Origin of the sequence: Pseudomonas sp. RA_15y_Pfl2_54 (assembly GCF_963971015.1) — a bacterium.
GTDB classification, from domain to species: domain Bacteria; phylum Pseudomonadota; class Gammaproteobacteria; order Pseudomonadales; family Pseudomonadaceae; genus Aquipseudomonas; species Aquipseudomonas baetica_A.
Map to the genome: position 1 here is coordinate 18,153 of NZ_CAXAPN010000020.1, position 23,363 is coordinate 41,515.

The window sequence follows — 23,363 nt, forward strand, 5'->3', positions numbered from 1 at the left end:
CAGGGATTTGGCCTGACTGTCGCTGGGGGGAATCCTTTCCTGATCGATGATGAATCGGCCATTATTCGGCGATCTTTAATCAAAAGGAGGCTAAATGATGTCAACGCTACCTTCGTTGGGATTCGCCGGAATCGGTCTGATGGGCCTGCCGATGTGTCGGCGCCTGTTGGCGGCGGGTTATCCGCTGACGGTGTGGAATCGCAATCCGACCAAGTGCGCGGCGCTGGTCGACGCCGGTGCCCTACAAGTCGCCAGCCCGGCCGAGCTGTGCGAACACGCCGAGGTGGTGATGCTGTGCCTGGCGGATACGGCGGTGGTGCGTGAGGTGGTGTTCGGCCCGGCCGGCGTTGTCGAGGGCGCGAAGCACGGTCAGTTGCTGGTGGACTTTTCCAGCCTTGAACCGACGGCGACGCGTGAGATGGCGGCTGAACTGGCAGACAAAACCGGTATGCGCTGGATGGACTCACCGGTGTCCGGCGGTGTGGTCGGCGCCGAGGCGGGCAGTCTGGCGATCATGGTCGGTGGCGATGCGGCGGACCTTGCGCGTGTGCGCTCGGTGCTGCTCAATCTCGGTCAACGCGTTACGCACATGGGCAGCATCGGTGCGGGACAGGTGACCAAAGCCTGCAACCAGATGATCGTCGCCTGCAATGCACTGGTGATCGCCGAAGTGGTGGCGCTGGCCGAACAGGCCGGGGTCGATGCAAGCCTGATTGCCGAAGCGCTGGCCGGTGGTTTTGCCGACTCCAAACCGTTGCAGATCCTCGCCCCGCAAATGGCTGCAAGCCGTTTCGAACCGATCAAATGGCATGTGCGCACGCTGCTCAAGGATCTCGACACGGCGGTGAAATTCTCTCGCGAGCAGGGTTCGGCGACGCCGATCAGCGGATTGGCCGCACAACTGATGCGCCTGCATGGGGCGCAAGGCTTTCTGGAGAAAGATCCTGCGACGCTGGTGCAAATGTACCGCGCGCCAGAATCAACGGATTGACCCCAGGCGAATGTTTGCGCTGATTGATTTCTTCCAGTACCGGGCGCAGTTCGTCCATTGGTACCGGACGACTGAGCAGGTAGCCCTGAATGAAATCGCAGCCCGAACGCTCGAGGAATTCGTACTGCGCCAGGCTTTCCACGCCTTCGGTGACCACCTGCAAATGCAGGGTGTGCGCCATGGCGATGATCGCCTGGACGATCTCCATGTCCGCCGTGGCTTTGGGGATGTCGAGAATGAAGGAGCGGTCGATCTTCAGGGTGTTGAGCGGCAGGCGCTTGAGGTAGGCCAGCGATGAATAACCGGTGCCGAAATCGTCGATCGACAACGACACGCCCAGGGCACGGATCTGCCGCAGTAGCACGAGGGTGTTGGCGATGTTGCCCATCAGGGCGTTTTCGGTGACTTCCAGTTCCAGGCGCTCCGGCGCGACACCTGCCGCGCGCAACGCGCTTTCGATTTCGTCAGCCAACGCTTCGCGTGTGAGGTTGAGCGGCGAGCAGTTCCAGGCGATTTTCAACGCTTCGCAGCCATGGCGCGACAACTCGCCCAGGTCCTTGCAGGCCCGGCGCAGCACCCAATTGTCCAGTTCGGCGATCAGACCGTTGTTTTCGGCGATGCTGATAAAACGGTCCGGCGTCAGCAGACCCTGTAACGGATGCTGCCAGCGGATCAGCGCTTCGAGCTTGGTGACCCGACCGGTTTTCAGTTCGAAAATCGGTTGGTAATACAGCATCAGACCGTTTTCTTCACCCAACGCCTGGCGCAGTTCTTCCTCCAGTTGCAGCTCCATGCTGGCTCGGCTTTTCAGGTTGGAATTGAAAAAATGCAGGCCATTGCGCCCCGCGCCCTTGGATTGATACAGCGCCAGATCCGCGTGCTTGAGCAGTTCCTCGCAGGTGGAACCGTCGTCGGGATACAGGCTGATGCCGATGCTGGTGGTCATTACCATGCGCCGTCCGGCCAGCTCGATCGGCTCTTTCATTCTCAGCATGATGCGTTGAGCCATGTTGCGGGCTTCTTCACGGTCGTTCAGCCCGATCAGGATGCAAAACTCATCTCCGCCAAAACGCGCGACGACATCTTCATGGCTGCGCACTGAGCCTTTGATGTGATTGGCAATCACTTTGAGCAGTGCATCGCCGGCGTCGTGACCGAGGCTGTCGTTGATGCGTTTGAAGTGGTCGATGTCGAGAAACATCACCGCAAGCATGCCGCCCTCGGTGGTTTTCTGGCTGAGTTTCTCGGCGAAGATCTGGTTGAAGCCGCGACGGTTGATCAGGTTGGTCAGGGCGTCGTAGTTGGCCGCTTGTTGCAGCGACATACGCGCTTGATCAAGTTGGCTGAGCAGGGCGTTGACCCGGCGCAGGTCGTGTTCCTTGTTCTGCAGTTTCCTGTCGGCCAGCGCGGCGCTGATTGCACTGCCCAGGATCAGCAAGATGATCAGCGCCACGGTCAGGCCCAATTGCAGGTGGTTGGTTTGCGCTGGCAGGAACGGAACGCTGCCCGGCGCCAAGACCTGTTTCAGCGCGGCCATTGCCGTGAAGTGCGTACCGAAAATGCCTGCGCCGAGGATCAGCGCGGCGCCGTACTTGAGCATCTGATGAAACAGGCCACTGCCGTCGCGCAGATAGCGCGCCACCCACAGCGTAGCGAAGCTGGCCCCCATGGCGATCACGATCGACAGCACGAACAGGAACGGCTGGTAGTAGAGGGTGGCATTCGATTTCATGGCTGCCATGCCAACGTAATGCATACCGGCGATGCCGAGCCCGATCAGCAGGGCGTTTTTGAGGCAGTGCACCAGGCTCGGTTGCGCCTCGCCCAACGTGTGCATCGCCAGCCAGGAGGCGAGCAAGGCGATCAGCAGTGAAAACAGGGTGATCGGCAGGTCGTAGTGGATGTCGATCGGGGCCTGGAAGGCAAGCATGCCGATAAAGTGCATGGCCCAGATGCCGCCGGCCAGACAGGTCGCACCGATCCAGCGCCACACCCGCTGCGAGCCCGGGTCTTCGGCATGACCGACTCGTTCGGCCATGTCCAGGGTGGCAAAACTCGCGGCGCAAGCGACCAGATAGGCCGCCAGCATCAGCAAGGGGTTGTGTGTGCCATTGAGTATGACCTGCCCGCTCTCCGGCAGCTCGGTAACAAACTGCAAACCAAGCCACTCCATAGCATGCCCCGTCTCTGAAGTCGTCACTACCGCGCGGTTAACGCAGGCGAATGTCTGGAGTATAGAGGCGGTTTTTGCTGTAGAAGCCGTAGTGGCACATTGGCTGTAATGATTTCGGAATTACCGCAATAGCGATTGGCGCTAAGTGTCAGGCGATCTTTTCCAATGGGATTTCGCTCCAGCCCTGTTGCAAGGGCGGCAGGCCGAAGCGGGCGCGGGCGGCGTCGCAATCGGTATTCTGTTCACCGTTTTCCCAAGATGCCTCGAACTCGCGGCAGGGGCTCGAACGTTTGTCGTAGATCGTGCATTGCACCGCGTTGCCGATTTCGCCAGCCAACGAGATGCAACGCGGTGATTTGCGGTCAGTGCCGATCATTGCCACCCGGCTTGGGGTGATTTGTGTAACCAGTTCATCTGGGACTGTACCGCCAGAGGATGAGCACTCACCCCAAAAGAAAGACACGCGAAAATGGGAACAGCAGGCACCGCAATTCAGACACGGACTGACTTCGGACATGGGCGGGGGTATCAAAGGGATTGATCGGAAGATCCGGACGGATCCGGCGGCCATTCTATGCTTCGCCACGGACTTGGGAAGGGGGGCGCGGAACTATTTTTTTGTGGCAGGTTTTTTCGCCAAAAGCCCCTGTTTTCGGGGGATTGCAGCGTTATCAAGAGCTTACGTTTCGTTACAGTGCCATGGCTCGATATCAGGCACACGAATGATCACAGACAGCCCCTGCACGGCTGACTAGATTGCAGGTTCCGGGCTCGGTTGCGTCGGCAGTGAAGCCCCATAACAATAAAGAGACGGACCCATGCAGAACTCGACCCAAGCGGCGAATGCCTGGCGCATTCTGTTCCTGTTGTTCCTTGCCAACCTGTTCAACTTCTTCGACCGCACCATCCCGGCGATCATCATTGAGCCGATCCGTATGGAATGGCACCTCAGTGATTTTCAGTTGGGGATCATCGGCACAGCCTTCACCATCGTTTATGCCGTCGCCGGCCTGCCTTTAGGGCGCATGGCCGACACGGGTTCGCGTAGCAAACTGATGGGCTGGGGCCTGGCGACGTGGAGCGCATTGACCGCCGTCAACGGATTGGTCGGCAGTTTCTGGAGCTTTCTGATCGTGCGCATGGGCATCGGCATCGGCGAGGCGAGTTACGCGCCGGCGGCCAACTCGCTGATTGGCGATCTGTTCCCCGCCCATCGTCGGGCGCGGGCCATGGGCATCTTCATGCTGGGTCTGCCATTGGGGCTGCTGTTGGCATTCTTCACCATTGGCGCGATGGTCAAGGCGTTCGATAGCTGGCGGGCGCCGTTCTTCATCGCCGCCGTACCGGGGCTGATTCTCGCGATTTTCATGTTTTTCATCAAGGAGCCCGCGCGCGGCGCAGCGGAAGCCGTGCAGGTTTCCCAAGCGAAAGTCGACAAGCCGATCCGTCGCGTTCTGGCGGTTCCGACTTTTCTGTGGCTGGTGATGGCCGGGTTGTGCTTCAACTTCGCCACTTACGCCTGTAACTCGTTCCTGGTGCCGATGCTGCAGCGCTATTTCCTCATGCCATTGCAGGATGCGGCGGTGGCGACGGGATTGATCGTCGGCGTCACCGGGTTGATCGGCCTGACGCTGGGCGGCTGGATCGCTGACAAGATTCATCAGCGGGTGGCCAGTGGCCGACTGTTGTTCGCGGGGTTCAGTCTGATCATCTCGACCCTGTGCACGGCGTGGGCACTGCATGCCGGGCGAATCGAAATAGGGGTGTTTGTCGCGGTGTTCAGCGTCGGCTGGCTGTTTGCCTATAACTTCTACACCTGCGTGTACACAGCAATACAGGACGTGGTCGAACCGCGTCTGCGAGCGACGGCGATGGCGTTGTTCTTTGCCGGGTTGTACCTGCTGGGCGGTGGTTTGGGGCCGGTGGTGGTTGGCGGGTTGTCGGATCATTTTGCGCACACGGCGATGCTGGCCGAGGGCGCTGAGCAAATGACCGAGGCTTATAAAGCCGTTGGCTTGCATGACGCCATGTACCTGATTCCGGTGGCGCTGTTTTTGACGATGGTGTTTCTGTTTTTGGCCTCGCGATGTTTTGTCCGCGATGCCAAGCGGATGAAAGAGGGGCTGGTGGCTGTCGTCGAGCCTGATGGAGCAGTGGCGACGGCATGATCACTTTCGCGAACACGCCCGCTCCCACCATTTGAAATGCATGCCAAAGCGGGCTTGCTCGCGAAGAGGCCGACAGCATCACCCTGTTAATTGCCAGGCAAACAAAAAGGCCCGCATCGCTGCGGGCCTTCTTGCTTGACGCGGTGGAGCAGGGCGGTTTAACCCGCCACCAGCACCCGAATCGCTTCCAGACGCAAAGCAGCCTTATCCAGCATCGCCAGACCTTGCTCTCGCTGTTCACGCAAGGCAACCAGTTCGCTGTCACGCACGGTCGGGTTGACCGCTTGCAACGCGGTCAGGCGCGCCAGTTCTTCGTCGGTGTCGGCCGCCAGACGGCGGCGAGCCTCGGCCACGCGCTCGGCGTGACGCGGGGTGATCTTGTCTTCACCGGCGTTGATCCGTGGCGTCAGTTGATCGCGCTGGGCCTGGATGAATTTGTTGGCGCTGGCACGCGGCACGCTCTCCAGTTGATCGTTCAGGGTTTCGAACGACACGCGTGCCGACAGGTCGTTGCCGTTGGCGTCGAGCAGGCAGCGCAATGCGGCCGGCGGCAGGTAACGGCCCAGTTGCAGCGAGCGCGGGGCAACCACTTCGCTGACGTAGAGCAGTTCCAGCAGCACGGTGCCCGGTTTCAGCGCCTTGTTCTTGATCAGTGCGACGGCGGTGTTGCCCATCGAACCGGACAACACCAGATCCATACCGCCCTGCACCATCGGGTGTTCCCAGGTGATGAACTGCATGTCTTCACGCGACAGCGCCTGGTTGCGGTCGTAAGTGATGGTCACGCCTTCGTCGTCGCCCAGCGGGAAACTGGCGTCGAGCATCTTCTCGCTCGGCTTGAGGATCAGGGCGTTTTCCGAATGGTCTTCGCTGTCGATGCCGAACGCGTCGAACAGGGTTTCCATGTAGATCGGCAGGGCGAACTGATCGTCTTGCTCAAGGATGTCCTCGACCAACTGATCGCCTTCGCCCGAACCGCCGGAGTTGAGCTCCAGCAGACGGTCGCGACCGGTGTGCAGCTCTTCTTCCAGACGCTCGCGCTCGGTGCGGGCTTCGTCGATCAGCGCTTGCCACTCGCTGTCGTCGGCTTCTTCGAGCAGCGGCAGCAGACGCGAGCCGAACTGATGCTGCAAGGCATTGCCGGTCGGGCAGGTGTTGAGGAAGGCGTTCAGCGCTTCGTTGTACCACTGGAACAGGCGCTCTTGCGGGCTGGTTTCCAGGTACGGCACATGCAGTTCGATGATGTGCTTCTGGCCGATTCGGTCGAGACGACCGATACGCTGCTCCAGAAGATCCGGGTGCGACGGCAGGTCGAACAGCACCAGGTGGTGAGCGAACTGGAAGTTGCGACCTTCACTGCCGATTTCCGAGCAGATCAGCACTTGCGCGCCGAATTCTTCGTCAGCGAAGTAGGCGGCAGCGCGGTCACGCTCAAGGATGTTCATGCCTTCGTGGAACACCGTGGCCGGGATGCCGGAGCGCACGCGCAAGGCGTCTTCCAGATCCATCGCGGTTTCGGCGTGGGCGCAGATCACCAGCACTTTGGTGCGCTTGAGCATTTTCAACTGATCGATCAGCCATTCGACGCGTGGGTCGAATTTCCACCAGCGTTCTTCTTCGCTGGCATCCGGCTGGGCCTGGAAGCTGACTTCCGGGTACAACTCGGCGTGATCGCCCAACGGCAGTTCCAGATATTCGTCCGGGCACGGTAGCGGGTACGGGTGCAGTTTGCGCTCCGGGAAACCCTGCACGGCGGCGCGGGTGTTACGGAACAGCACGCGGCCGGTGCCGTGGCGGTCAAGCAGCTCACGCACGAGGCGAGCACTGGCTTCGGTGTCGCCATCGTTGACCGCGGTCAACAGGGCTTCGCCTTCGTTGCCGAGGAAACCATGAATGGTCTTGTGTGCTTCAGGCGACAGGCGCCCTTTGTCGAGCAGTTCCTGCACGGCTTCGGCCACCGGGCGATAGTTCTCACTCTCGGCGCGGAATGCGGCCAGGTCATGGAAACGGTTCGGATCGAGCAGGCGCAGACGGGCGAAGTGGCTGTCCTGACCGAGTTGCTCCGGGGTGGCGGTAAGCAACAGCACGCCCGGGATCACTTCGGCCAGTTGCTCGACCAGCGAATACTCGGGGCTGGCTTTTTCTTCGTGCCAGACCAGGTGGTGCGCTTCGTCGACCACCAGCAAGTCCCAACCGGCGGCGAACAAGGCGTCCTGCGCCTTTTCGTCGTCGACCAGCCATTCCAGCGCGACCAGCGCCAGTTGGGTGTCTTCGAACGGGTTGGTCGCATCGCTTTCGATGAAACGTTCTTCGTCGAACAGTGCAACCTGCAGGTTGAAGCGGCGGCGCATCTCCACCAGCCACTGGTGCTGGAGGTTTTCGGGCACCAGGATCAGCACGCGGTTGGCACGGCCCGAGAGCAGTTGGCGGTGGATCACCAGACCGGCTTCGATGGTTTTACCCAGACCCACTTCGTCCGCCAGCAAAACCCGCGGCGCGATACGGTCGGCGACTTCACGGGCAATGTGCAACTGGTGCGCGATCGGCTGCGCACGCACGCCGCCCAGGCCCCAGAGCGAAGATTGCAACTGGCGGCTGGTGTGTTCGAGGGTGTTGTAGCGCAGGGAGAACCAGGCCAGCGGGTCGATCTGCCCGGCAAACAGACGGTCGCTGGCCAGACGGAACTGAATGAAGTTCGACAACTGGGTTTCCGGCAGCGTTACCGCTTCGTTCTGCGCGTTGAGGCCGTGATAGACCATCAGCCCATCGACATCGTCGACTTGCTGCACGGTCATCTTCCAGCCTTCGAAGTGGGTAATGCTGTCACCCGGCGAGAACCGCACACGGGTAAGGGGCGCATTCCGTAGCGCGTACTGGCGGGTTTCGCCAGTGGCCGGGTAAAGCACGGTCAACAAGCGGCCGTCCTGTGCCAGAACGGTGCCTAAACCAAGCTCTGCTTCGCTGTCACTGATCCAGCGTTGCCCCGGTTGATACTGCTGCGCCATGCTGCCTGACTCCCACCTTGAAAAAGCGGGCTATCTTAACGGAATGAGGCCCCGAGGCCAAAGGATAAGGAGCCGCGCCCAGCTTTTATATGTTCAGGGAAGATTAGGCCATGCGTCGGTTTCAGGAAGTGGCAGGGCACCTGTGAATGCCAATCCGGTCACAAGTTTGCGACCGACGGCTCAAGCCGTGATCGCTCAAGCCGATAGCCTGCTGACAGGAGACCCTCTATATGCTGCCACCGATGCTCCCCCTGAGCGCTGTGCCGATCACTTCCCAGCAGGACCCGATCCGCCAGCGCCCGGACATTCCACCGGTGGTGCCGGTGCAGGAAAGCTCCAGCGAAAGCACGATCGACCTGCAAAAGCGCGACCCGGAAGAGGCCGCGCTGCAATTGCGCGAGGAACAGCGCCGTCAGCAGGAGCGCGAGCGTCGCCGCCGCGAAGCGGATGAAGACCCCGAAGAACATCTCGCCGTGCCAGGCACAGAACTCAATGCCGACAACACCGTGCCGGTGGTGCCGCTGATGGAAGATCAACCGCGTCAGGGCATGTGGGTTGATATCGAGATCTGATGGCTGGTCAGCGCTGACGTCAGGCGGCATTATTGACGCAGTCCTGCCGGTGATCTGGCAGTTGTGTTTTCTTCAAGCGATGCATCGAACGCCATGAGCCAAGACGACAAACTGATCGACCTCAGTACCGAACGCGCCAAACGCGTGCATGACCTCAACGAGAAGCGTCTGAATGAAGTGCGCAATGCCTTCGAACAGGCCATGCCGTTGGGAAAAGCCAGGAAAAAGTCGAAAAACAAACCGAAAAAGCGTTGATCTCCCCCTGCATCCTTTGATGCAGGTCAGTTATTTTCCCGCCTTTACTCCCCTTCTTCATTGGCATTGACCCCGGTCAATTTCTGCGCCTGCCTGATTGGTTAACTTAGCTCCATCGCAGCAGAGCAGGGGCCAGGAGGCCAGTCATGTTTTTCGATAACGTGGTGTTTGCCGGAGTCCTCACAGTGGGCCTCATGGTTCTGTTTTTTGCAGGGTTTGGATTTTTTATCTGGAAGGATGCGAACAAGCGCAAGAAGTAGGTTCTTCTGGATTGACGAGCACGCAAGGCATTTTGGGCAACTTCGGTTGCCCTTTTTTTTGTGTGCCTGGCGGCCTGTGGACCCACCCTGGTGTATGCGGTTTGAAATGTGTGCGGGCTGGCTCGCTCGCGAAGAGGCCCGTCCAATCGCACAATCTCTGCCCGTGTGACCTTTTTCCCGAGATGAACAAAAAAGGCGCGATCCTTTCGAATCGCGCCTTTTTCATTTTTCGCTGCCTATCAGCTACCCAGCACCATGGACGCCAGCCAGAACAATCCGGCCGACAGTGCCACGGTTGCCGGCAGGGTCAGCACCCATGCCAGCAGGATGGTTTTCACCGTCCCGCCTTGCAGGCCGCTTTTGTTGGCGACCATGGTACCGGCCACGCCCGAGGACAGAACGTGGGTGGTGGACACCGGCAGGCTGAAGATGTTGGCCAGGCCAATCATGCATGCGGCGGTGATCTGGGCTGACATGCCCTGTGCATAGGTCATGCCTTGCTTGCCGATCTTCTCGCCGATGGTCTTTACTACGCGCTTCCAGCCGACCATGGTGCCCAGACCCAAGGCCATGGCGACCGCCAGAATGACCCAGAACGGGGCGTATTCGGTGGTGGTGGTCAGGTCTTTACGCAGTTTGTCCAGATCAGCTTTTTCGCGAGCCTGAAGGCCCGGCAGCTTGGCGACTTTCTTCGCGGTGTCGTCCAGGCAGAGCAGGTAGCGACGCACTTCGATGCGGCTGTCGGCCGGCAGCGAATGGTAGTCCGCTACACCCTTGAGGGTGTGGAGCAGGGCGGAGATGGTCGGTTCGGTCTGCTGCGGGTTGCAGCGGAATTTCTCCGGCAGGTCGCCTTCGACGCTTTTACCCAGGGCCAGGAACTCGCCGAGGGTTTCGGCGTTGCGCTGGTAAAACTGGCTCAGGTGCAGGGTGGCGTCGCGGGTACGTTCGATCTGGTAAGTGGTGCTGTTCAGGTCGAGTACGAACTGAGCAGGCACGATACCGATCAGGACCAGCATGATCAGGCCGATGCCTTTCTGACCATCGTTGGAGCCGTGCACGAAGCTCATGGCCATGGCTGACATCACCAGCACCAGGCGATTCCAGAATGGCGGGTGCTTCTTGTCGTCGATCTTGCGGCGTTGTTCCGGTGTCTTGTGCATCTTCGACAGCGGGCGCCACCATTTCAGGCCAACCAGCACCAGGCCTGCAACCAGGAAACCGGCCATTGGCGAGAACACCAGCGAGGCGCCGATATCGATCGCTTTCTGCCAGTTAACCCCGTCGGCCAACGGAATATCGTTGATCAGGGCATTGGCCAGACCGACACCGAGAATCGAACCGATCAAGGTGTGGGAACTGGAGGCGGGGATACCGAAGTACCAGGTGCCAAGGTTCCAGGCGATAGCCGCGGCGAGCAACGAGAACACCATTGCCAGGCCATGGCCCGTGTTCACGTTGATCAGCAGTTCAACCGGCAGCAAGTGAACAATGGCATACGCCACGCCAACGCCGCCCAGCAGCACGCCGAGGAAATTGAACACACCGGAAAAGAACACCGCCAGATGAGGCGGCATGGCTTTGGTGTAGATAACAGTGGCTACCGCGTTAGCGGTGTCATGAAATCCATTGATGAACTCGAAGGCGAGGACAAACGTCAGGGCGAGCAAGAGGCTCACAAGCACCCAAGCATCCAGTCCGCTGAATAAATCGATCATGAAGGTTTTCTGACCCGGTCGTAAGGGGGCGCGATTATGCCAGAAAAGTCTCGAAATCGATGCCCTACCTGCTCATTGGTAACATTCTTCTTCTATTTAATTTGTTGCAGGGCGTTAAAACCCAGTGTTATGGAGGGTTTTTCAAGTCATTGATTTTATTGGTGAATATTGCTGATGGTGAGCATTTTTCAGGCAGTGTCGCAGGCTCAAACGCTTGTCTGAAATATCTCTGAAACCTGTCTGAAGCATGCCATTGGTCTGTAGGGCGGTGCATAGCCGCCGCTGCCCGCGGATAGCGGGCGGGCAAGGCATCGTCGATACACCGCGCTTGTAGCCGGTGCGCACGCGACCTTCGAAATAATCAAAACCCGTGGCTCATGGCTCTTCGGCTTTGAGTTCCTTTTCGATCTTTTCAATCTCTTGTTTGAAGACCTGATCCTGAACGGTGGCGCGCTTACGCCAAGGCTTGCGCTCCGGTTCGGGCTGAGCGGCGTAGGTGGTGACTTCCCCGCCATAAACTTCCTTGTAACGTTGTTCCTGGCGCTCAAGTTCCGCGCGCAGTTCGTCTTTCGTCACAGTGCTACCTGTTTGAGTTGAGATAAATATCTGGTGAAACGCACTGCAACGAATCAATTGAACAGACCCGTCGAGCGCGCCACGCCTGAACAGGCATTGGTGGCATCGGCAGGGCGATCAAGACTTCCGTGTTACAGGCGGCTACGGCACCAGATTAAAACTGACGCAGCATCAGTTTCCTGTTTCAGCGAGCGCTGGCGTTGCATGAATAATGAGCGTCAAGCGCTGGCTGGGGCTGACGACGATGGATATCGCGAAAGCCAGTGGCGACCTTGCTGATTAAAAAAACGCGGCCTCACTGGGGTGCATTATAGCGGCCGATTCAGGAATGACTATCTTTGCCAAGTTAAAAACGGTTCTGGATGTGTGATTGTTTTGTTACTCGCAACTTTTGTCGCTAGTTGAAGTGCAGGTAAATCGTTATTTGCCACGCGTTCTGTTTTTGGCGCCATTTACTCGATCAACTAAGGGGGCGATTGAGTGTGTCAGCGAAGTTGGGCGAGCGGATCAAGCGGTGATGCGGGCCTGCGGGTTTGTTGCGATTATCGGTCGGCGGTTCGATAATCGCCCGATCTTGAGGGGCGTTGCTTGTGTATTGGCCCGCGAGCCGTTTGTATAACCACTGATCCGAGCCGGATAAAGGACCTGAAATGAACGATCAAATGCGCAACTCCTTCACCTCCGTGGCGCCGCCGATCGTCGCCTCGCCGGCCAAGCGGATCCAGGCGTTGACGGGCGATCCGGATTTCATGACCTCGCTAGCCCGTGGCCTGGCCGTGGTGCAGGCGTTTCAAGAGCGCAAGCGGCACCTGACCATCGCCCAGATCAGCCACCGCACGGAAATTCCCCGCGCTGCCGTGCGCCGTTGCCTGCACACCTTGATCAAGCTTGGCTACGCCACCACCGATGGCCGTACCTACTCGTTGCTGCCGAAAGTGCTGACCCTGGGCCACGCTTATCTGTCCTCGACGCCGCTCGCCGTCTCGGCTCAGCCCTACCTCGACCGTATGAGCGAGCAACTGCACGAAGCCTGCAACATGGCCACGCTGGAGGGCGACGACATTCTCTACATCGCCCGTTCGGCGACGACTCAACGGCTGATTTCGGTGGATTTGTCAGTGGGCGGGCGCCTGCCGGCCTATTGCACTTCAATGGGCCGCATTCTGCTGGCCGCGCTGGACGACACGACCTTGGGTGAATACCTGGACCACGCCGAACTGGTGGCCAAGACCAGCCGCACGATTCACACGCCCCAGGCGTTGCTCGAATGCCTGCAAGAAGTGCGGCAGCAGGGCTGGTGCATCGTCGACCAGGAACTGGAGCAAGGGCTGCGTTCGATTGCGGTGCCGGTCTACGACGCATCAGGCCAAGTGGTGGCGGCGCTCAACGTCAGTACCCACGCCGGCCGCGTCAGCCGCAGCGAGCTGGAACAGCGCTTCCTGCCAGGCCTGCTCAGTGCCAGTCGCGACCTCAGTGCGCAGTTGTTCGCCTGATGAAGCTGTTCGATAAACGCACAGTGTTGCGTTTATCGAATTGACGCTAAAACCCTCGGATCATTAATGTCGCGGCAGCGTCATCCGGCGCTGACGTCAATGGCCTCGCCGGACTGCCGACTCCCATAATAATGACAAGAGGCAACTCTCCATGTGCACGTTCCCCGACTGTCACAGCTTCAGCCCGTATTGCCGGGTTCACCGCAACGCCTGATTCACACCTTCTATTCTTGTGACCGTGCCGCTCTGTGGCCGGCCGCCGTTCGACTGCGTTTTTTGCGTGGAATAAAAATAATGAACCAGCCTCAGTCCGCTGTAGGTCAATGCCTCGACGTGCAGACCTTCATCAATGCCCAACCGATCTCGCGCTATCAATGGCGGGTGGTGATCCTGTGTTTTCTGATTGTGTTCCTCGATGGTCTCGACACCGCCGCGATGGGCTTCATTGCCCCGGCGTTGTCCCAGGACTGGGGCATCGATCGCGCCAGCCTCGGCCCGGTGATGAGCGCTGCGTTGATCGGCATGGTGTTTGGCGCCCTCGGTTCCGGCCCGCTGGCTGACCGTTTTGGGCGAAAAGTCGTACTGGTGGGCGCGGTCCTGCTGTTCGGTGCATTCAGCCTCGCGTCGGCGTACAGCAGTAATCTCGATCAACTGCTGGTGCTGCGCTTCTTGACCGGTCTGGGTCTTGGCGCCGGGATGCCCAACGCCACCACGCTGCTCTCGGAATACACCCCGGAGCGCAAGAAGTCGCTGCTGGTGACCAGCATGTTCTGCGGCTTCAACCTGGGTATGGCTGGCGGTGGATTCATTTCGGCAAAACTGATTCCAGCGTTCGGCTGGCACAGCCTGTTGCTGATCGGCGGGATTCTGCCGCTGATCCTCGCTGTCGTATTGCTGTTCTGGCTGCCGGAGTCGGCGCGCTATCTGGTGGTGCGTAACCGTGGCACCGACAAGGTGCGCAAGACCTTGGCACCGATTGATCCTGTCGTCGTCGCCCAGGCCTCAAGCTTCAGCGTGCCGGAACAGAAAACCGTCAAGGCCCGCAACGTGTTCGCGGTGATTTTCTCTGGCACCTACAGCGCAGGCACGCTGCTGCTGTGGCTGACCTACTTCATGGGCCTGGTCATCGTTTACCTGCTGACCAGTTGGTTGCCGACGCTAATGCGTGACAGTGGCGCGAGCATGGAGCAGGCAGCGTTCATTGGCGCGTTGTTCCAGTTCGGCGGCGTGTTGAGCGCGGTCGCTGTGGGATGGGCGATGGATCGGTTCAATCCGCACAAGGTCATCGGCACGTTCTACCTGTTGGCCGGCGTGTTTGCCTACGCGGTAGGGCAGAGCCTGGGCAACATCACATTGCTGGCGACGCTGGTGCTGGTGGCGGGGATGTGCGTGAACGGTGCGCAATCGGCGATGCCTTCGCTGGCGGCGCGGTTTTATCCGACGCAAGGGCGGGCGACCGGGGTGTCGTGGATGCTGGGGATTGGTCGTTTTGGCGCGATTCTCGGGGCCTGGATGGGCGCGACGCTGTTGGGCCTGGGCTGGAACTTTGAGCAGGTTTTGACGGCGTTGGTGATTCCGGCGGCGTTGGCGACGGCGGCAGTGCTGATCAAAGGGATGGTCAGTCACGCGGATGCGACGTGAGTTTAAAGGGTAAGAATATTTGTTGGATGTTCTGGCCTCTTCGCGAGCAAGCCCGTTCCCACATTGGAATGCATTTCAACCTGTGGGAGCGGGCTTGCTCCGAGCGGCGTTTCGGCGAAGCTTTTGCGGCCGATTGTTAGGGTGATAACAATCTGTTCGATAAACGAACACTCAGTCGATTATCGGATTGTTTGGCGATTTTCCCAGGCTTAATCTGCAGTGACTCCGGCGCTGAACCTCGCGCCTTTTTATCACTGGCGATTCATTACAAAAACGGGAGCCCGCTCCATGGCTGAGATCCTTTCGCTGCACGACGCGGTGAAGCAATTCGTCAACGACGGCGACACGGTCGCGCTCGAAGGCTTCACCCACTTGATCCCTACGGCAGCGGGTCATGAAATCATTCGTCAGGGCAAGAAAGATCTGACGCTGGTGCGGATGACGCCTGACCTGATCTACGACCAACTGATCGGCGCCGGTTGTGCACGCAAGCTGATTTTCTCCTGGGGCGGTAATCCCGGTGTGGGTTCGCTGCACCGTCTGCGTGACGCGGTCGAGAAACAGTGGCCGCACCCACTGGAAATCGAAGAACACAGCCATGCCGACCTGGCCAATGCTTACGTGGCTGGCGCCTCTGGCCTGCCGTTCGCGGTGCTGCGGGCTTACGCCGGTTCCGACCTGCCGAAGGTCAATCCACTGATCAAGTCCGTCACTTGCCCGTTTACCGGTGAGGTGCTGGCAGCCGTGCCTTCGGTACGGCCGGACGTGACCGTGATCCACGCGCAGAAAGCCGATCGCCAAGGCAACGTTCTGTTGTGGGGCATTCTCGGTGTGCAGAAAGAAGCGGCACTGGCAGCCAAACGCTGCATCGTCACCGTGGAAGAAATCGTCGACGACCTCAAGGCTCCGATGAACGCCTGTGTCCTGCCGACCTGGGCCCTGAGCGCGGTTTGCCACGTACCGGGCGGTGCGCATCCGTCCTACGCCCACGGTTACACCGAACGCGACAATCGTTTCTATCAGGCGTGGGATCCGATCGCCCGTGACCGTGGGACGTTTACCGCATGGATCAACGAATACATCCATGGCTGCGCTGACTTCAGCGAGTTCCAGGCCAAGTTGGCCGCTGCTTCGGAGGCCAAATAATGACGTACTCCACCAACGAAATGATGACCGTCGCGGCGGCCCGTCGCTTGAAGAACGGTTCGGTGTGCTTCGTCGGCATCGGCCTGCCGTCGAAAGCGGCAAACCTGGCGCGCCTGACGTCATCGCCGGACGTGGTGCTGATTTACGAATCGGGCCCGATTGGCGCCAAGCCCAGTGTGTTGCCGCTGTCCATCGGTGACGGTGAGTTGGCGGAAACCGCTGACACCGTCGTACCGACCGGTGAGATTTTTCGCTATTGGTTGCAGGGCGGGCGCATCGACGTCGGTTTTCTCGGCGCGGCGCAAGTGGACCGTTTCGGCAACATCAACACCACCGTGGTTGGCGATTATCACGCGCCGAAAGTGCGCTTGCCGGGTGCCGGTGGCGCGCCGGAAATTGCCGGTTCGGCGAAGAGTGTGTTGATCATCCTTAAACAGTCGGCGCGTTCGTTTGTCGACAAGCTCGACTTCATCACCTCAGTCGGTCATGGCGAGGGTGGCGATTCACGCAAGCGTCTGGGCCTGCCGGGGGCCGGGCCGGTGGGCATCATTACCGACCTGTGCATCATGGAGCCGGAAGCGGGGACTCACGAGTTCGTGGTCACCGCGCTGCATCCGGGCGTCACCCGCGAGCAAGTGGTTGCCGCCACCGGTTGGGCGATCCGGTTTGCCGACGACGTTGAAACGACTGCGGCACCGACTGACGTCGAACTGACCGCGCTGCGTGATCTCGAAGCGCGCACCGCCGCCGCCCATGGCCAGGCACCGGGAGAAGCATGATGCGTGATGTGTATATCTGCGATGCGATTCGTACGCCCATCGGCCGTTTCGGCGGTGGTTTGTCTGCCGTGCGTGCCGATGATCTCGCCGCCGTGCCGATCAAGGCTCTGATGGAGCGCAATCCGTCTGTGGACTGGAGCGCGATCGACGAGGTATTCCTCGGCTGCGCCAACCAGGCCGGCGAAGACAACCGTAACGTCGCACGTATGGCGCTGCTGCTGGCTGGCTTGCCGGAAACCGTTCCGGGCGTAACGCTCAATCGTCTCTGCGCTTCGGGCATGGATGCGATTGGTACGGCGTTCCGCGCCATCGCCAGCGGTGAGATGGAGTTGGCGATTGCCGGCGGCGTCGAGTCGATGTCCCGCGCGCCGTTCGTGATGGGCAAGGCTGACGCGGCGTTCTCACGCAACATGAAACTGGAAGACACCACGATTGGCTGGCGTTTCATCAACCCTTTGATGAAAGCTCAGTACGGCGTCGATGCGATGCCGCAGACCGCTGATAACGTTGCCGACGACTATAAAGTGTCGCGTGCGGATCAGGACGCTTTCGCCCTGCGCAGCCAGCAACGGACTGCCGCCGCGCAGGCCGCCGGCTACTTCGCTGAAGAGATCGTCGAAGTGCGGATCGCCCACAAGAAGGGCGAAACCGTGGTCAGTCAGGATGAACACCCGCGTGCGGACACGACACTTGAAGCGTTGGCCAAACTCAAACCGGTCAACGGCGTGGACAAAACCGTCACCGCCGGCAATGCCTCGGGCGTTAACGACGGCGCCGCGGCGTTGATTCTGGCCTCGGCTCACGCCGTGAAAAAACATGGCCTGACTGCCCGCGCCAAAGTGCTGGGCATGGCCAGTGCCGGCGTTGCCCCTCGGGTGATGGGCATCGGCCCGGTGCCAGCGGTTCGTAAACTGATCGAACGGCTCGGCGTGGCGGTCAGCGATTTCGACGTGATTGAGCTCAACGAAGCGTTCGCCAGCCAAGGCTTGGCGGTGCTGCGTGAACTGGGGCTGGCGGATGACGCCGCAAAGGTCAACCCCAACGGTGGCGCGATTGCCCTGGGGCACCCGTTGGGCATGAGCGGTGCGCGGCTGGTGCTGACTGCGTTGCATCACTTGGAAAAGACCGGTGGCAAGAAAGGTCTGGCGACCATGTGCGTCGGTGTCGGCCAAGGCCTGGCCCTGGCCATCGAGCGCGTCTGACGCGCAGCGGCAAGAAAAAGAACTGAGGAAAGCGAAATGACTGACAAGCCTGGTTACCGTCGCCCGCAGGAAGGCACCCAGCCTGAGTACCTGCACCCGACCTACCAATCCACCAATTTGCGCTCGCCGTCGAAGCCTTTGGTGTATCTGCCACATTCGTTGTCGGAGATCACCGGGCCGACCATCGGTGCCGAGCGTGTGGCTGAAACCGACAACGATCTGACGGCTCAGCACAGCGGCGAACCGCAGGGCGAGCGCATCATCATCCACGGCCGGGTCCTGGACGAAAACGGTCTGCCGGTGCCGGGGATTCTGGTGGAGATCTGGCAGGCCAACGCCGCCGGTCGCTACAACCACCCGCGCGACCTGCACGACGCACCGCTGGACCCGAATTTCACCGGCACCGGCCGCACCGTGACCGACGCCGACGGCTGGTACCAGTTCCAGACCATCAAGCCCGGCGCCTATCCGTGGGGCAACCACCACAATGCCTGGCGCCCGGCGCACATCCACTTTTCGCTGTTCGGGCCGAGCATCCTCACCCGGCTGGTGACGCAGATGTATTTCCCCGGCGATCCGCTGCTGGCCTACGACCCGATCTACAACTGTGTACCGGACACGTCGGCCAAGGAGCGTCTGATCGCTGCTTTCGATCTGGAAAAAACCATTCCTTCCTATGCTCTCGGTTACCGCTGGGACATCGTGCTGCGCGGCCGTGAAGCCACGCCGATGGAGAAATAAGATGACCCTGACTGCAACCACGTCCCACACCGTCGGGCCGTATTACCACATCGGCCTGACCTGGCTGAACCGCGAGAACCTGGCCGTCGAACAAACCCTCGGCGAGCGCGTGGCGATCACCGGGCAAGTCGTCGATGGCAACGGCGACATCGTCAACGACGCCATGCTCGAAGTCTGGCAAGCCAATGCGGCCGGCAAATACGACCATCCGGAAGACGAACAGGACAAACCGCTGGACCCGCACTTCGAAGGTTTCGGCCGCGTACCGGTGGATGCCGAAGGACGCTTTCGTTTCACCACGATCAAACCGGGCACGGTCGAGGGTTTGAAGGGCTCGACCCAGGCGCCGCATCTGGTGGTGTTGGTGTTTGCTCGCGGGTTGGTCAAGCACTTGCTGACGCGGATTTACTTCGAGGGCGACCCGGCGAACGTGAATGATCCACTGCTCGAATGCGTACCGGCCGAGCGCCGTGGGACATTGCTGGCCAAGCCGGATGCGGCGGGTGTCTATCAGTGGAATGTGGTTCTGCAAGGCACTGACGCCGAAACGGTGTTCTTCGATTATTGAAGAACGCCTCCCCGCTGATCGTCCCCGCGCTCTGCGGGGGACGGATATCTCTGTGGAACGGGAGTGTTGCAAAGTATGTCTAGACTCTCACTGTCCCTATTGAATGAAAAACAATGACAACCATCACTTCCCATTACACTGGCGAAGAGCGCAGCAAGCGTATCTTCGCCATCGTCGGTGCCTCGTCCGGCAACCTTGTCGAATGGTTCGACTTCTACGTCTACGCCTTTTGCGCGATCTATTTCGCCCCGGCGTTTTTCCCCTCCGACAACCCCACGGTGCAGTTGGTCAACACTGCGGGCGTGTTCGCCGCCGGGTTCCTGATGCGACCGATTGGTGGCTGGATCTTCGGTCGTCTGGCGGACAAGAAGGGCCGCAAGGCCTCGATGATGATCTCGGTACTGATGATGTGCTTCGGCTCGTTGCTCATCGCCTGTCTGCCGACCTATAACACCATCGGCGTATGGGCGCCGTTGCTGCTGTTGTTCGCGCGGTTGCTGCAAGGGCTGTCGGTGGGCGGCGAGTACGGCACCACGGCGACGTACATGAGCGAAGTGGCGCTCAAGGGGCAGCGCGGGTTTTTCGCCTCGTTCCAGTATGTGACGTTGATTGGCGGGCAATTGCTGGCGGTGTCGCTGGTGGTGATCCTGCAACAGTTCCTGACGGAAGAAGACCTGCGTGCTTATGGCTGGCGGATTCCGTTTGTGGTCGGCGCGGCGGCGGCGGTGATTTCCTTGCTGCTGCGACGTTCGCTGAAAGAAACCAGCAGCAAGCAAATGCGTGAAAACAAGGACGCCGGCAGCATCACCGCGTTGTTCCGTGACCACAAAGCGGCGTTCATTACTGTGCTGGGTTACACCGCGGGTGGTTCGCTGATTTTCTACACGTTCACCACTTACATGCAGAAGTACCTGGTGAACACTGCTGGCATGCACGCCAAGACCGCCAGCTACATCATGACCGGCGCACTGTTCCTGTATATGTGCATGCAGCCGCTGTTCGGCATGCTCGCCGACAAGATTGGCCGACGTCATTCGATGCTCTGGTTCGGCGCGCTCGGCACGCTGTTGACCGTGCCGATTCTGCTGACGCTCAAAAGCGTCAGCAGCCCGTTCCTGGCCTTTGTGCTGATCACGCTGGCACTGGCCGTCGTGAGTTTCTACACCTCGATCAGCGGTCTGGTGAAAGCCGAAATGTTCCCGCCCGAGGTGCGCGCCCTTGGCGTTGGCCTGGCGTATGCGGTGGCGAACGCGATCTTCGGCGGTTCGGCGGAATTCGTCGCTTTGAGCCTGAAAGCCGGCGGCATGGAAAACGCCTTCTACTGGTACGTTACGCTGATGATGGCGGTGGCCTTCCTGTTCAGCCTGCGCTTGCCGAAACAGGCTAAATATTTGCACCACGACCTCTAACCCGAAACGCGCGGGCCAATGTGGCCCGCGCCAGCAAGGACTTCTATGACTCAGCGACCGGGCAATCAATTGTTCGATGCCTATTTCACTGCCCGCGATATGCGCGACGTGTTCTGCGATCAGGGCCGGGTGCAGGCGATGCTCGACTTCGAAGCGGCGCTGGTCCGGGCCGAAGCGCGTGTGGGGTTGATTCCGACGAGCGCTGTTTCACCCATTGAAAACGCCTGCAACGCCGGGCTCTATGACTTCGCCGCGTTGGGCGAGGCGATTGCCACGGCGGGCAATTCGGCGATTCCATTGGTCAAGGCGTTGGGCAAGCAGATCGCCGCAACGGATGCCGAGGCCGAGCGTTATGTGCATTTGGGCGCCACCAGTCAGGACGTAATGGATTGCGGGTTGGTACTGCAATTGCGTCAGGCGTTGGCGTTGATCGAACGTGATCTGGCACAACTGGCGAGCTCGTTGGCGGACCAGGCACAACGCCACGCCGCAACACCGCTGGCCGGGCGCACCTGGTTGCAGCACGCGACACCGGTGACCCTCGGCATGAAGATCGCTGGATGGCTGGGCGCCGTCACGCGCAGTCGTCAACGTCTGCGCGAACTCAAGCCACGTTTGCTGGTGCTGCAATTCGGCGGCGCGTCGGGGACACTCGCGGCGCTCGGTGAACAGGCCTTGCCGATTGCCCAAGCCTTGGCCCAGGAGCTGCAACTGACCATGCCGGAACAACCGTGGCACACCCAGCGCGATCGCGTGGTCGAGTTTGGCGCGGCACTGGGATTGATCGCCGGCAGCCTCGGTAAGCTCGGGCGCGACATCAGCCTGTTGATGCAGACCGAAGTGGCGGAAGTTTTCGAACCCTCGGCGCCGGGGAAGGGCGGTTCTTCGACCATGCCGCACAAGCGCAACCCGGTTGGGGCTGCGGTGCTGATCGGCGCGGCGACGCGGGTGCCGGGCCTGGTCTCGACATTGTTCAGTGCCATGCCTCAGGAACACGAGCGTAGCCTCGGTCTGTGGCATGCCGAATGGGAAACCCTGCCCGAGATTTGCTGCCTCGTTTCGGGATCACTGCAACAGGCGCGATTGCTCGCTGACGGCCTGGAAGTGGACGCTGCCCGTATGGCCCGTAACCTCGAATTGACTCAAGGGCTGGTGCTGGCCGAAGCGGTCAGTATCGTCCTCGCGCAACGGGTCGGTCGCGACACCGCGCATCACTTGCTCGAACGATGCTGCAAACGTGCGGTGGCCGAGCAACGGCATCTGCGTGCCGTGCTCGGTGACGAGCCAGAAATCACCGCCCAACTGAGCAATGCTGAACTGGATCACTTACTCAACCCCGCCCACTACCTCGGACAGGCACACGTCTGGGTCGAACGGGCGGTGGCCGAACACAACGCTTTGACTGTCTGAAGGAGACGGCTGTGGCTTTCGTTCAACTCGCCGATGGCGAACTGCACTACACCATTGAAGGCCCGGTCGATGCGCCGGTGCTGGTGCTGTCCAACTCCCTGGGTACCGACCTGCACATGTGGGATGCGCAAATGCCGGCGTTCACCGAGCATTTTCGTGTGTTGCGGTTCGACACCCGTGGCCACGGCCAATCGCTGGTGACGCCGGGGCCGTACAGCATCGAGCAATTGGGCCGCGACGTGCTGGCGCTGCTGGATGCGCTGCACATTGAGCGCGCGCATTTCTGCGGACTGTCGATGGGCGGGCTGATCGGTCAGTGGCTGGGGATCAATGCCGGTCATCGTCTGCACAAACTGATTGTGTGCAACACCGCGGCGAAGATCGGCGATCCATCGGTGTGGAATCCACGCATCGAGACCGTGCTGCGTGACGGCCCGGCAGCGATGATTGCACTGCGTGATGCGTCGATTGCCCGTTGGTTCACGCCTGATTTTTCCGCTGCCAATCCGGTTGCGGCGAAGAAGATCACTGACATGCTCGCGGCGACGTCGCCTGAAGGTTATGCGGCCAATTGCGCGGCGGTGCGTGATGCCGATTTTCGAGAGCAACTGGCCTCGATCATTGTGCCGTTGCTGGTGATCGCCGGCACTGAAGATGCGGTCACGCCGCCGTCTGGCGGGCGTTTCATTCAGGAACACGTACACGGGGCCGAGTACGCCGAGTTCTACGCGGCGCATTTGTCCAACGTACAGGCCGGTGCGGATTTCAGTGATCGCGTGTTGGCGTTTTTTCAGGCTGACTGAGGACGTTTTTGTGGACGAGAAACAACGTTACGACGAAGGCATGCAAGTGCGCCGTGCGGTGCTGGGCGATGCTCACGTTGATCGCAGCCTGACCGCGCTGACCGAGTTCAACTCGGAGTTCCAGGAGATGATCACTCGCCACGCCTGGGGTGATATCTGGACGCGTCCGGGGTTGCCTCGCCATACCCGCAGCCTGGTCACCATCGCCATGCTGATCGGCATGAACCGCGAAGGTGAGCTCAAACTGCACCTTCGGGCCGCAGCCAATAACGGCGTGAGCCGTGGCGAGATCAAGGAAGTGATCATGCAGAGCGCGATTTATTGCGGGATTCCGGCGGCGAATGCCACTTTTCATCTGGCCGAATCGGTTTGGGATGAACTGGGCGTTGAGTCCCGAGAGTAATCCAGCCTGCTCCCCCAGTTTAAAAACGATCAACCGGGGGAGCAGGCGTGCGG

The 23,363-nt window shown here is 60.2% G+C and carries 21 protein-coding genes; 16 read left to right on the forward strand and 5 right to left on the reverse strand.

Annotation, left to right across the window (positions count from 1 at the left end):
• The first annotated feature begins 94 nt into the window (after positions 1-94).
• Positions 95-991 (forward strand): NAD(P)-dependent oxidoreductase, encoded by an 897-nt coding sequence (locus tag AACY50_RS15905; RefSeq protein ID WP_339538832.1) that lies wholly within the window; start codon positions 95-97, stop codon positions 989-991.
• Here the strand turns inward: AACY50_RS15905 and AACY50_RS15910 are convergent.
• Together AACY50_RS15910 and AACY50_RS15915 are read right to left on the reverse strand one after the other, a co-directional pair.
• The gene (locus AACY50_RS15910) at positions 882-3,164 is read right to left on the reverse strand and encodes a putative bifunctional diguanylate cyclase/phosphodiesterase (protein WP_339538833.1); all 2,283 of its coding nucleotides are present in this window, start codon (positions 3,162-3,164) and stop codon (positions 882-884) included. The genes AACY50_RS15905 and AACY50_RS15910 overlap by 110 nt on opposite strands.
• Positions 3,165-3,312: 148 nt before the next feature.
• Complete coding sequence (locus AACY50_RS15915; protein ID WP_339430767.1) at positions 3,313-3,681, reverse strand: YkgJ family cysteine cluster protein; 369 nt, start codon at positions 3,679-3,681, stop codon at positions 3,313-3,315.
• 301 nt (positions 3,682-3,982) lie between these two features.
• On the opposite strand from AACY50_RS15915, the gene AACY50_RS15920 reads away from it, so the two are divergent.
• Positions 3,983-5,332 (forward strand): spinster family MFS transporter, encoded by a 1,350-nt coding sequence (locus AACY50_RS15920; protein WP_339430659.1) that lies wholly within the window; start codon positions 3,983-3,985, stop codon positions 5,330-5,332.
• A 158-nt stretch (positions 5,333-5,490) separates the two neighbouring features.
• Here AACY50_RS15920 and rapA read toward each other — a convergent pair whose 3' ends face one another.
• Entirely contained in the window at positions 5,491-8,337 is a 2,847-nt protein-coding gene (rapA, locus tag AACY50_RS15925; protein WP_339430660.1) for an RNA polymerase-associated protein RapA, read from the reverse strand.
• Between the two features lie 230 nt (positions 8,338-8,567).
• On the opposite strand from rapA, the gene AACY50_RS15930 reads away from it, so the two are divergent.
• From AACY50_RS15930 to ccoM, 3 genes are all read left to right on the forward strand, one after another.
• Complete coding sequence (locus AACY50_RS15930; protein WP_221731416.1) at positions 8,568-8,909, forward strand: aspartate-semialdehyde dehydrogenase; 342 nt, start codon at positions 8,568-8,570, stop codon at positions 8,907-8,909.
• A gap of 93 nt (positions 8,910-9,002) precedes the next feature.
• Complete coding sequence (locus tag AACY50_RS15935) at positions 9,003-9,164, forward strand: hypothetical protein (protein ID WP_339430662.1); 162 nt, start codon at positions 9,003-9,005, stop codon at positions 9,162-9,164.
• Positions 9,165-9,310: 146 nt separating this feature from the next.
• Positions 9,311-9,424 carry a cytochrome c oxidase subunit CcoM gene (gene ccoM, locus AACY50_RS15940; protein WP_003222396.1) on the forward strand — a complete coding sequence of 38 codons (114 nt, stop codon included), beginning with the start codon at positions 9,311-9,313 and terminating at the stop codon, positions 9,422-9,424.
• A gap of 239 nt (positions 9,425-9,663) precedes the next feature.
• Here the strand turns inward: ccoM and AACY50_RS15945 are convergent, their stop codons facing one another.
• Entirely contained in the window at positions 9,664-11,139 is a 1,476-nt protein-coding gene (locus AACY50_RS15945; protein ID WP_339430663.1) for an inorganic phosphate transporter, read from the reverse strand.
• 375 nt (positions 11,140-11,514) lie between these two features.
• On the reverse strand, positions 11,515-11,715 hold the full coding sequence (locus tag AACY50_RS15950) for a hypothetical protein (RefSeq protein WP_221731414.1): 201 nt from the start codon (positions 11,713-11,715) through the stop codon (positions 11,515-11,517).
• A gap of 650 nt (positions 11,716-12,365) precedes the next feature.
• On the opposite strand from AACY50_RS15950, the gene pcaR reads away from it, so the two are divergent.
• From pcaR to pcaC, 11 genes are all read left to right on the forward strand, one after another.
• A complete protein-coding gene (gene pcaR, locus AACY50_RS15955; protein ID WP_339430664.1) occupies positions 12,366-13,208 on the forward strand; it encodes a pca regulon transcriptional regulator PcaR in 843 nt (280 codons plus the stop codon).
• Between the two features lie 294 nt (positions 13,209-13,502).
• Positions 13,503-14,849 carry an MFS transporter gene (locus AACY50_RS15960; protein ID WP_339465965.1) on the forward strand — a complete coding sequence of 449 codons (1,347 nt, stop codon included), beginning with the start codon at positions 13,503-13,505 and terminating at the stop codon, positions 14,847-14,849.
• 288 nt (positions 14,850-15,137) lie between these two features.
• A complete protein-coding gene (locus AACY50_RS15965) occupies positions 15,138-15,995 on the forward strand; it encodes a CoA transferase subunit A (RefSeq protein ID WP_339430666.1) in 858 nt (285 codons plus the stop codon).
• On the forward strand, positions 15,992-16,774 hold the full coding sequence (locus AACY50_RS15970; RefSeq protein ID WP_221731475.1) for a CoA-transferase subunit beta: 783 nt from the start codon (positions 15,992-15,994) through the stop codon (positions 16,772-16,774). Before AACY50_RS15965 ends, AACY50_RS15970 begins: the two co-directional genes overlap by 4 nt.
• The gene (gene pcaF / locus AACY50_RS15975; RefSeq protein ID WP_339430667.1) at positions 16,771-17,976 is read left to right on the forward strand and encodes a 3-oxoadipyl-CoA thiolase; all 1,206 of its coding nucleotides are present in this window, start codon (positions 16,771-16,773) and stop codon (positions 17,974-17,976) included. The genes AACY50_RS15970 and pcaF overlap by 4 nt, the downstream gene beginning before the upstream one ends.
• A gap of 36 nt (positions 17,977-18,012) precedes the next feature.
• Entirely contained in the window at positions 18,013-18,717 is a 705-nt protein-coding gene (gene pcaH, locus AACY50_RS15980) for a protocatechuate 3,4-dioxygenase subunit beta (RefSeq protein WP_339430668.1), read from the forward strand.
• Between the two features lies 1 nt (position 18,718).
• Positions 18,719-19,285: a protocatechuate 3,4-dioxygenase subunit alpha gene (gene pcaG, locus AACY50_RS15985; RefSeq protein WP_339430669.1), complete on the forward strand. Its 567-nt coding sequence runs from the start codon at positions 18,719-18,721 to the stop codon at positions 19,283-19,285.
• A 113-nt stretch (positions 19,286-19,398) separates the two neighbouring features.
• Positions 19,399-20,694 (forward strand): MFS family transporter, encoded by a 1,296-nt coding sequence (locus AACY50_RS15990; RefSeq protein ID WP_339430670.1) that lies wholly within the window; start codon positions 19,399-19,401, stop codon positions 20,692-20,694.
• Between the two features lie 45 nt (positions 20,695-20,739).
• Complete coding sequence (locus AACY50_RS15995; RefSeq protein ID WP_339507528.1) at positions 20,740-22,104, forward strand: 3-carboxy-cis,cis-muconate cycloisomerase; 1,365 nt, start codon at positions 20,740-20,742, stop codon at positions 22,102-22,104.
• Positions 22,105-22,115: 11 nt separating this feature from the next.
• On the forward strand, positions 22,116-22,907 hold the full coding sequence (gene pcaD / locus AACY50_RS16000; protein ID WP_339538834.1) for a 3-oxoadipate enol-lactonase: 792 nt from the start codon (positions 22,116-22,118) through the stop codon (positions 22,905-22,907).
• Positions 22,908-22,917: 10 nt separating this feature from the next.
• A complete protein-coding gene (pcaC, locus tag AACY50_RS16005) occupies positions 22,918-23,310 on the forward strand; it encodes a 4-carboxymuconolactone decarboxylase (protein WP_339430673.1) in 393 nt (130 codons plus the stop codon).
• The last annotated feature ends 53 nt before the right edge of the window (positions 23,311-23,363 follow it).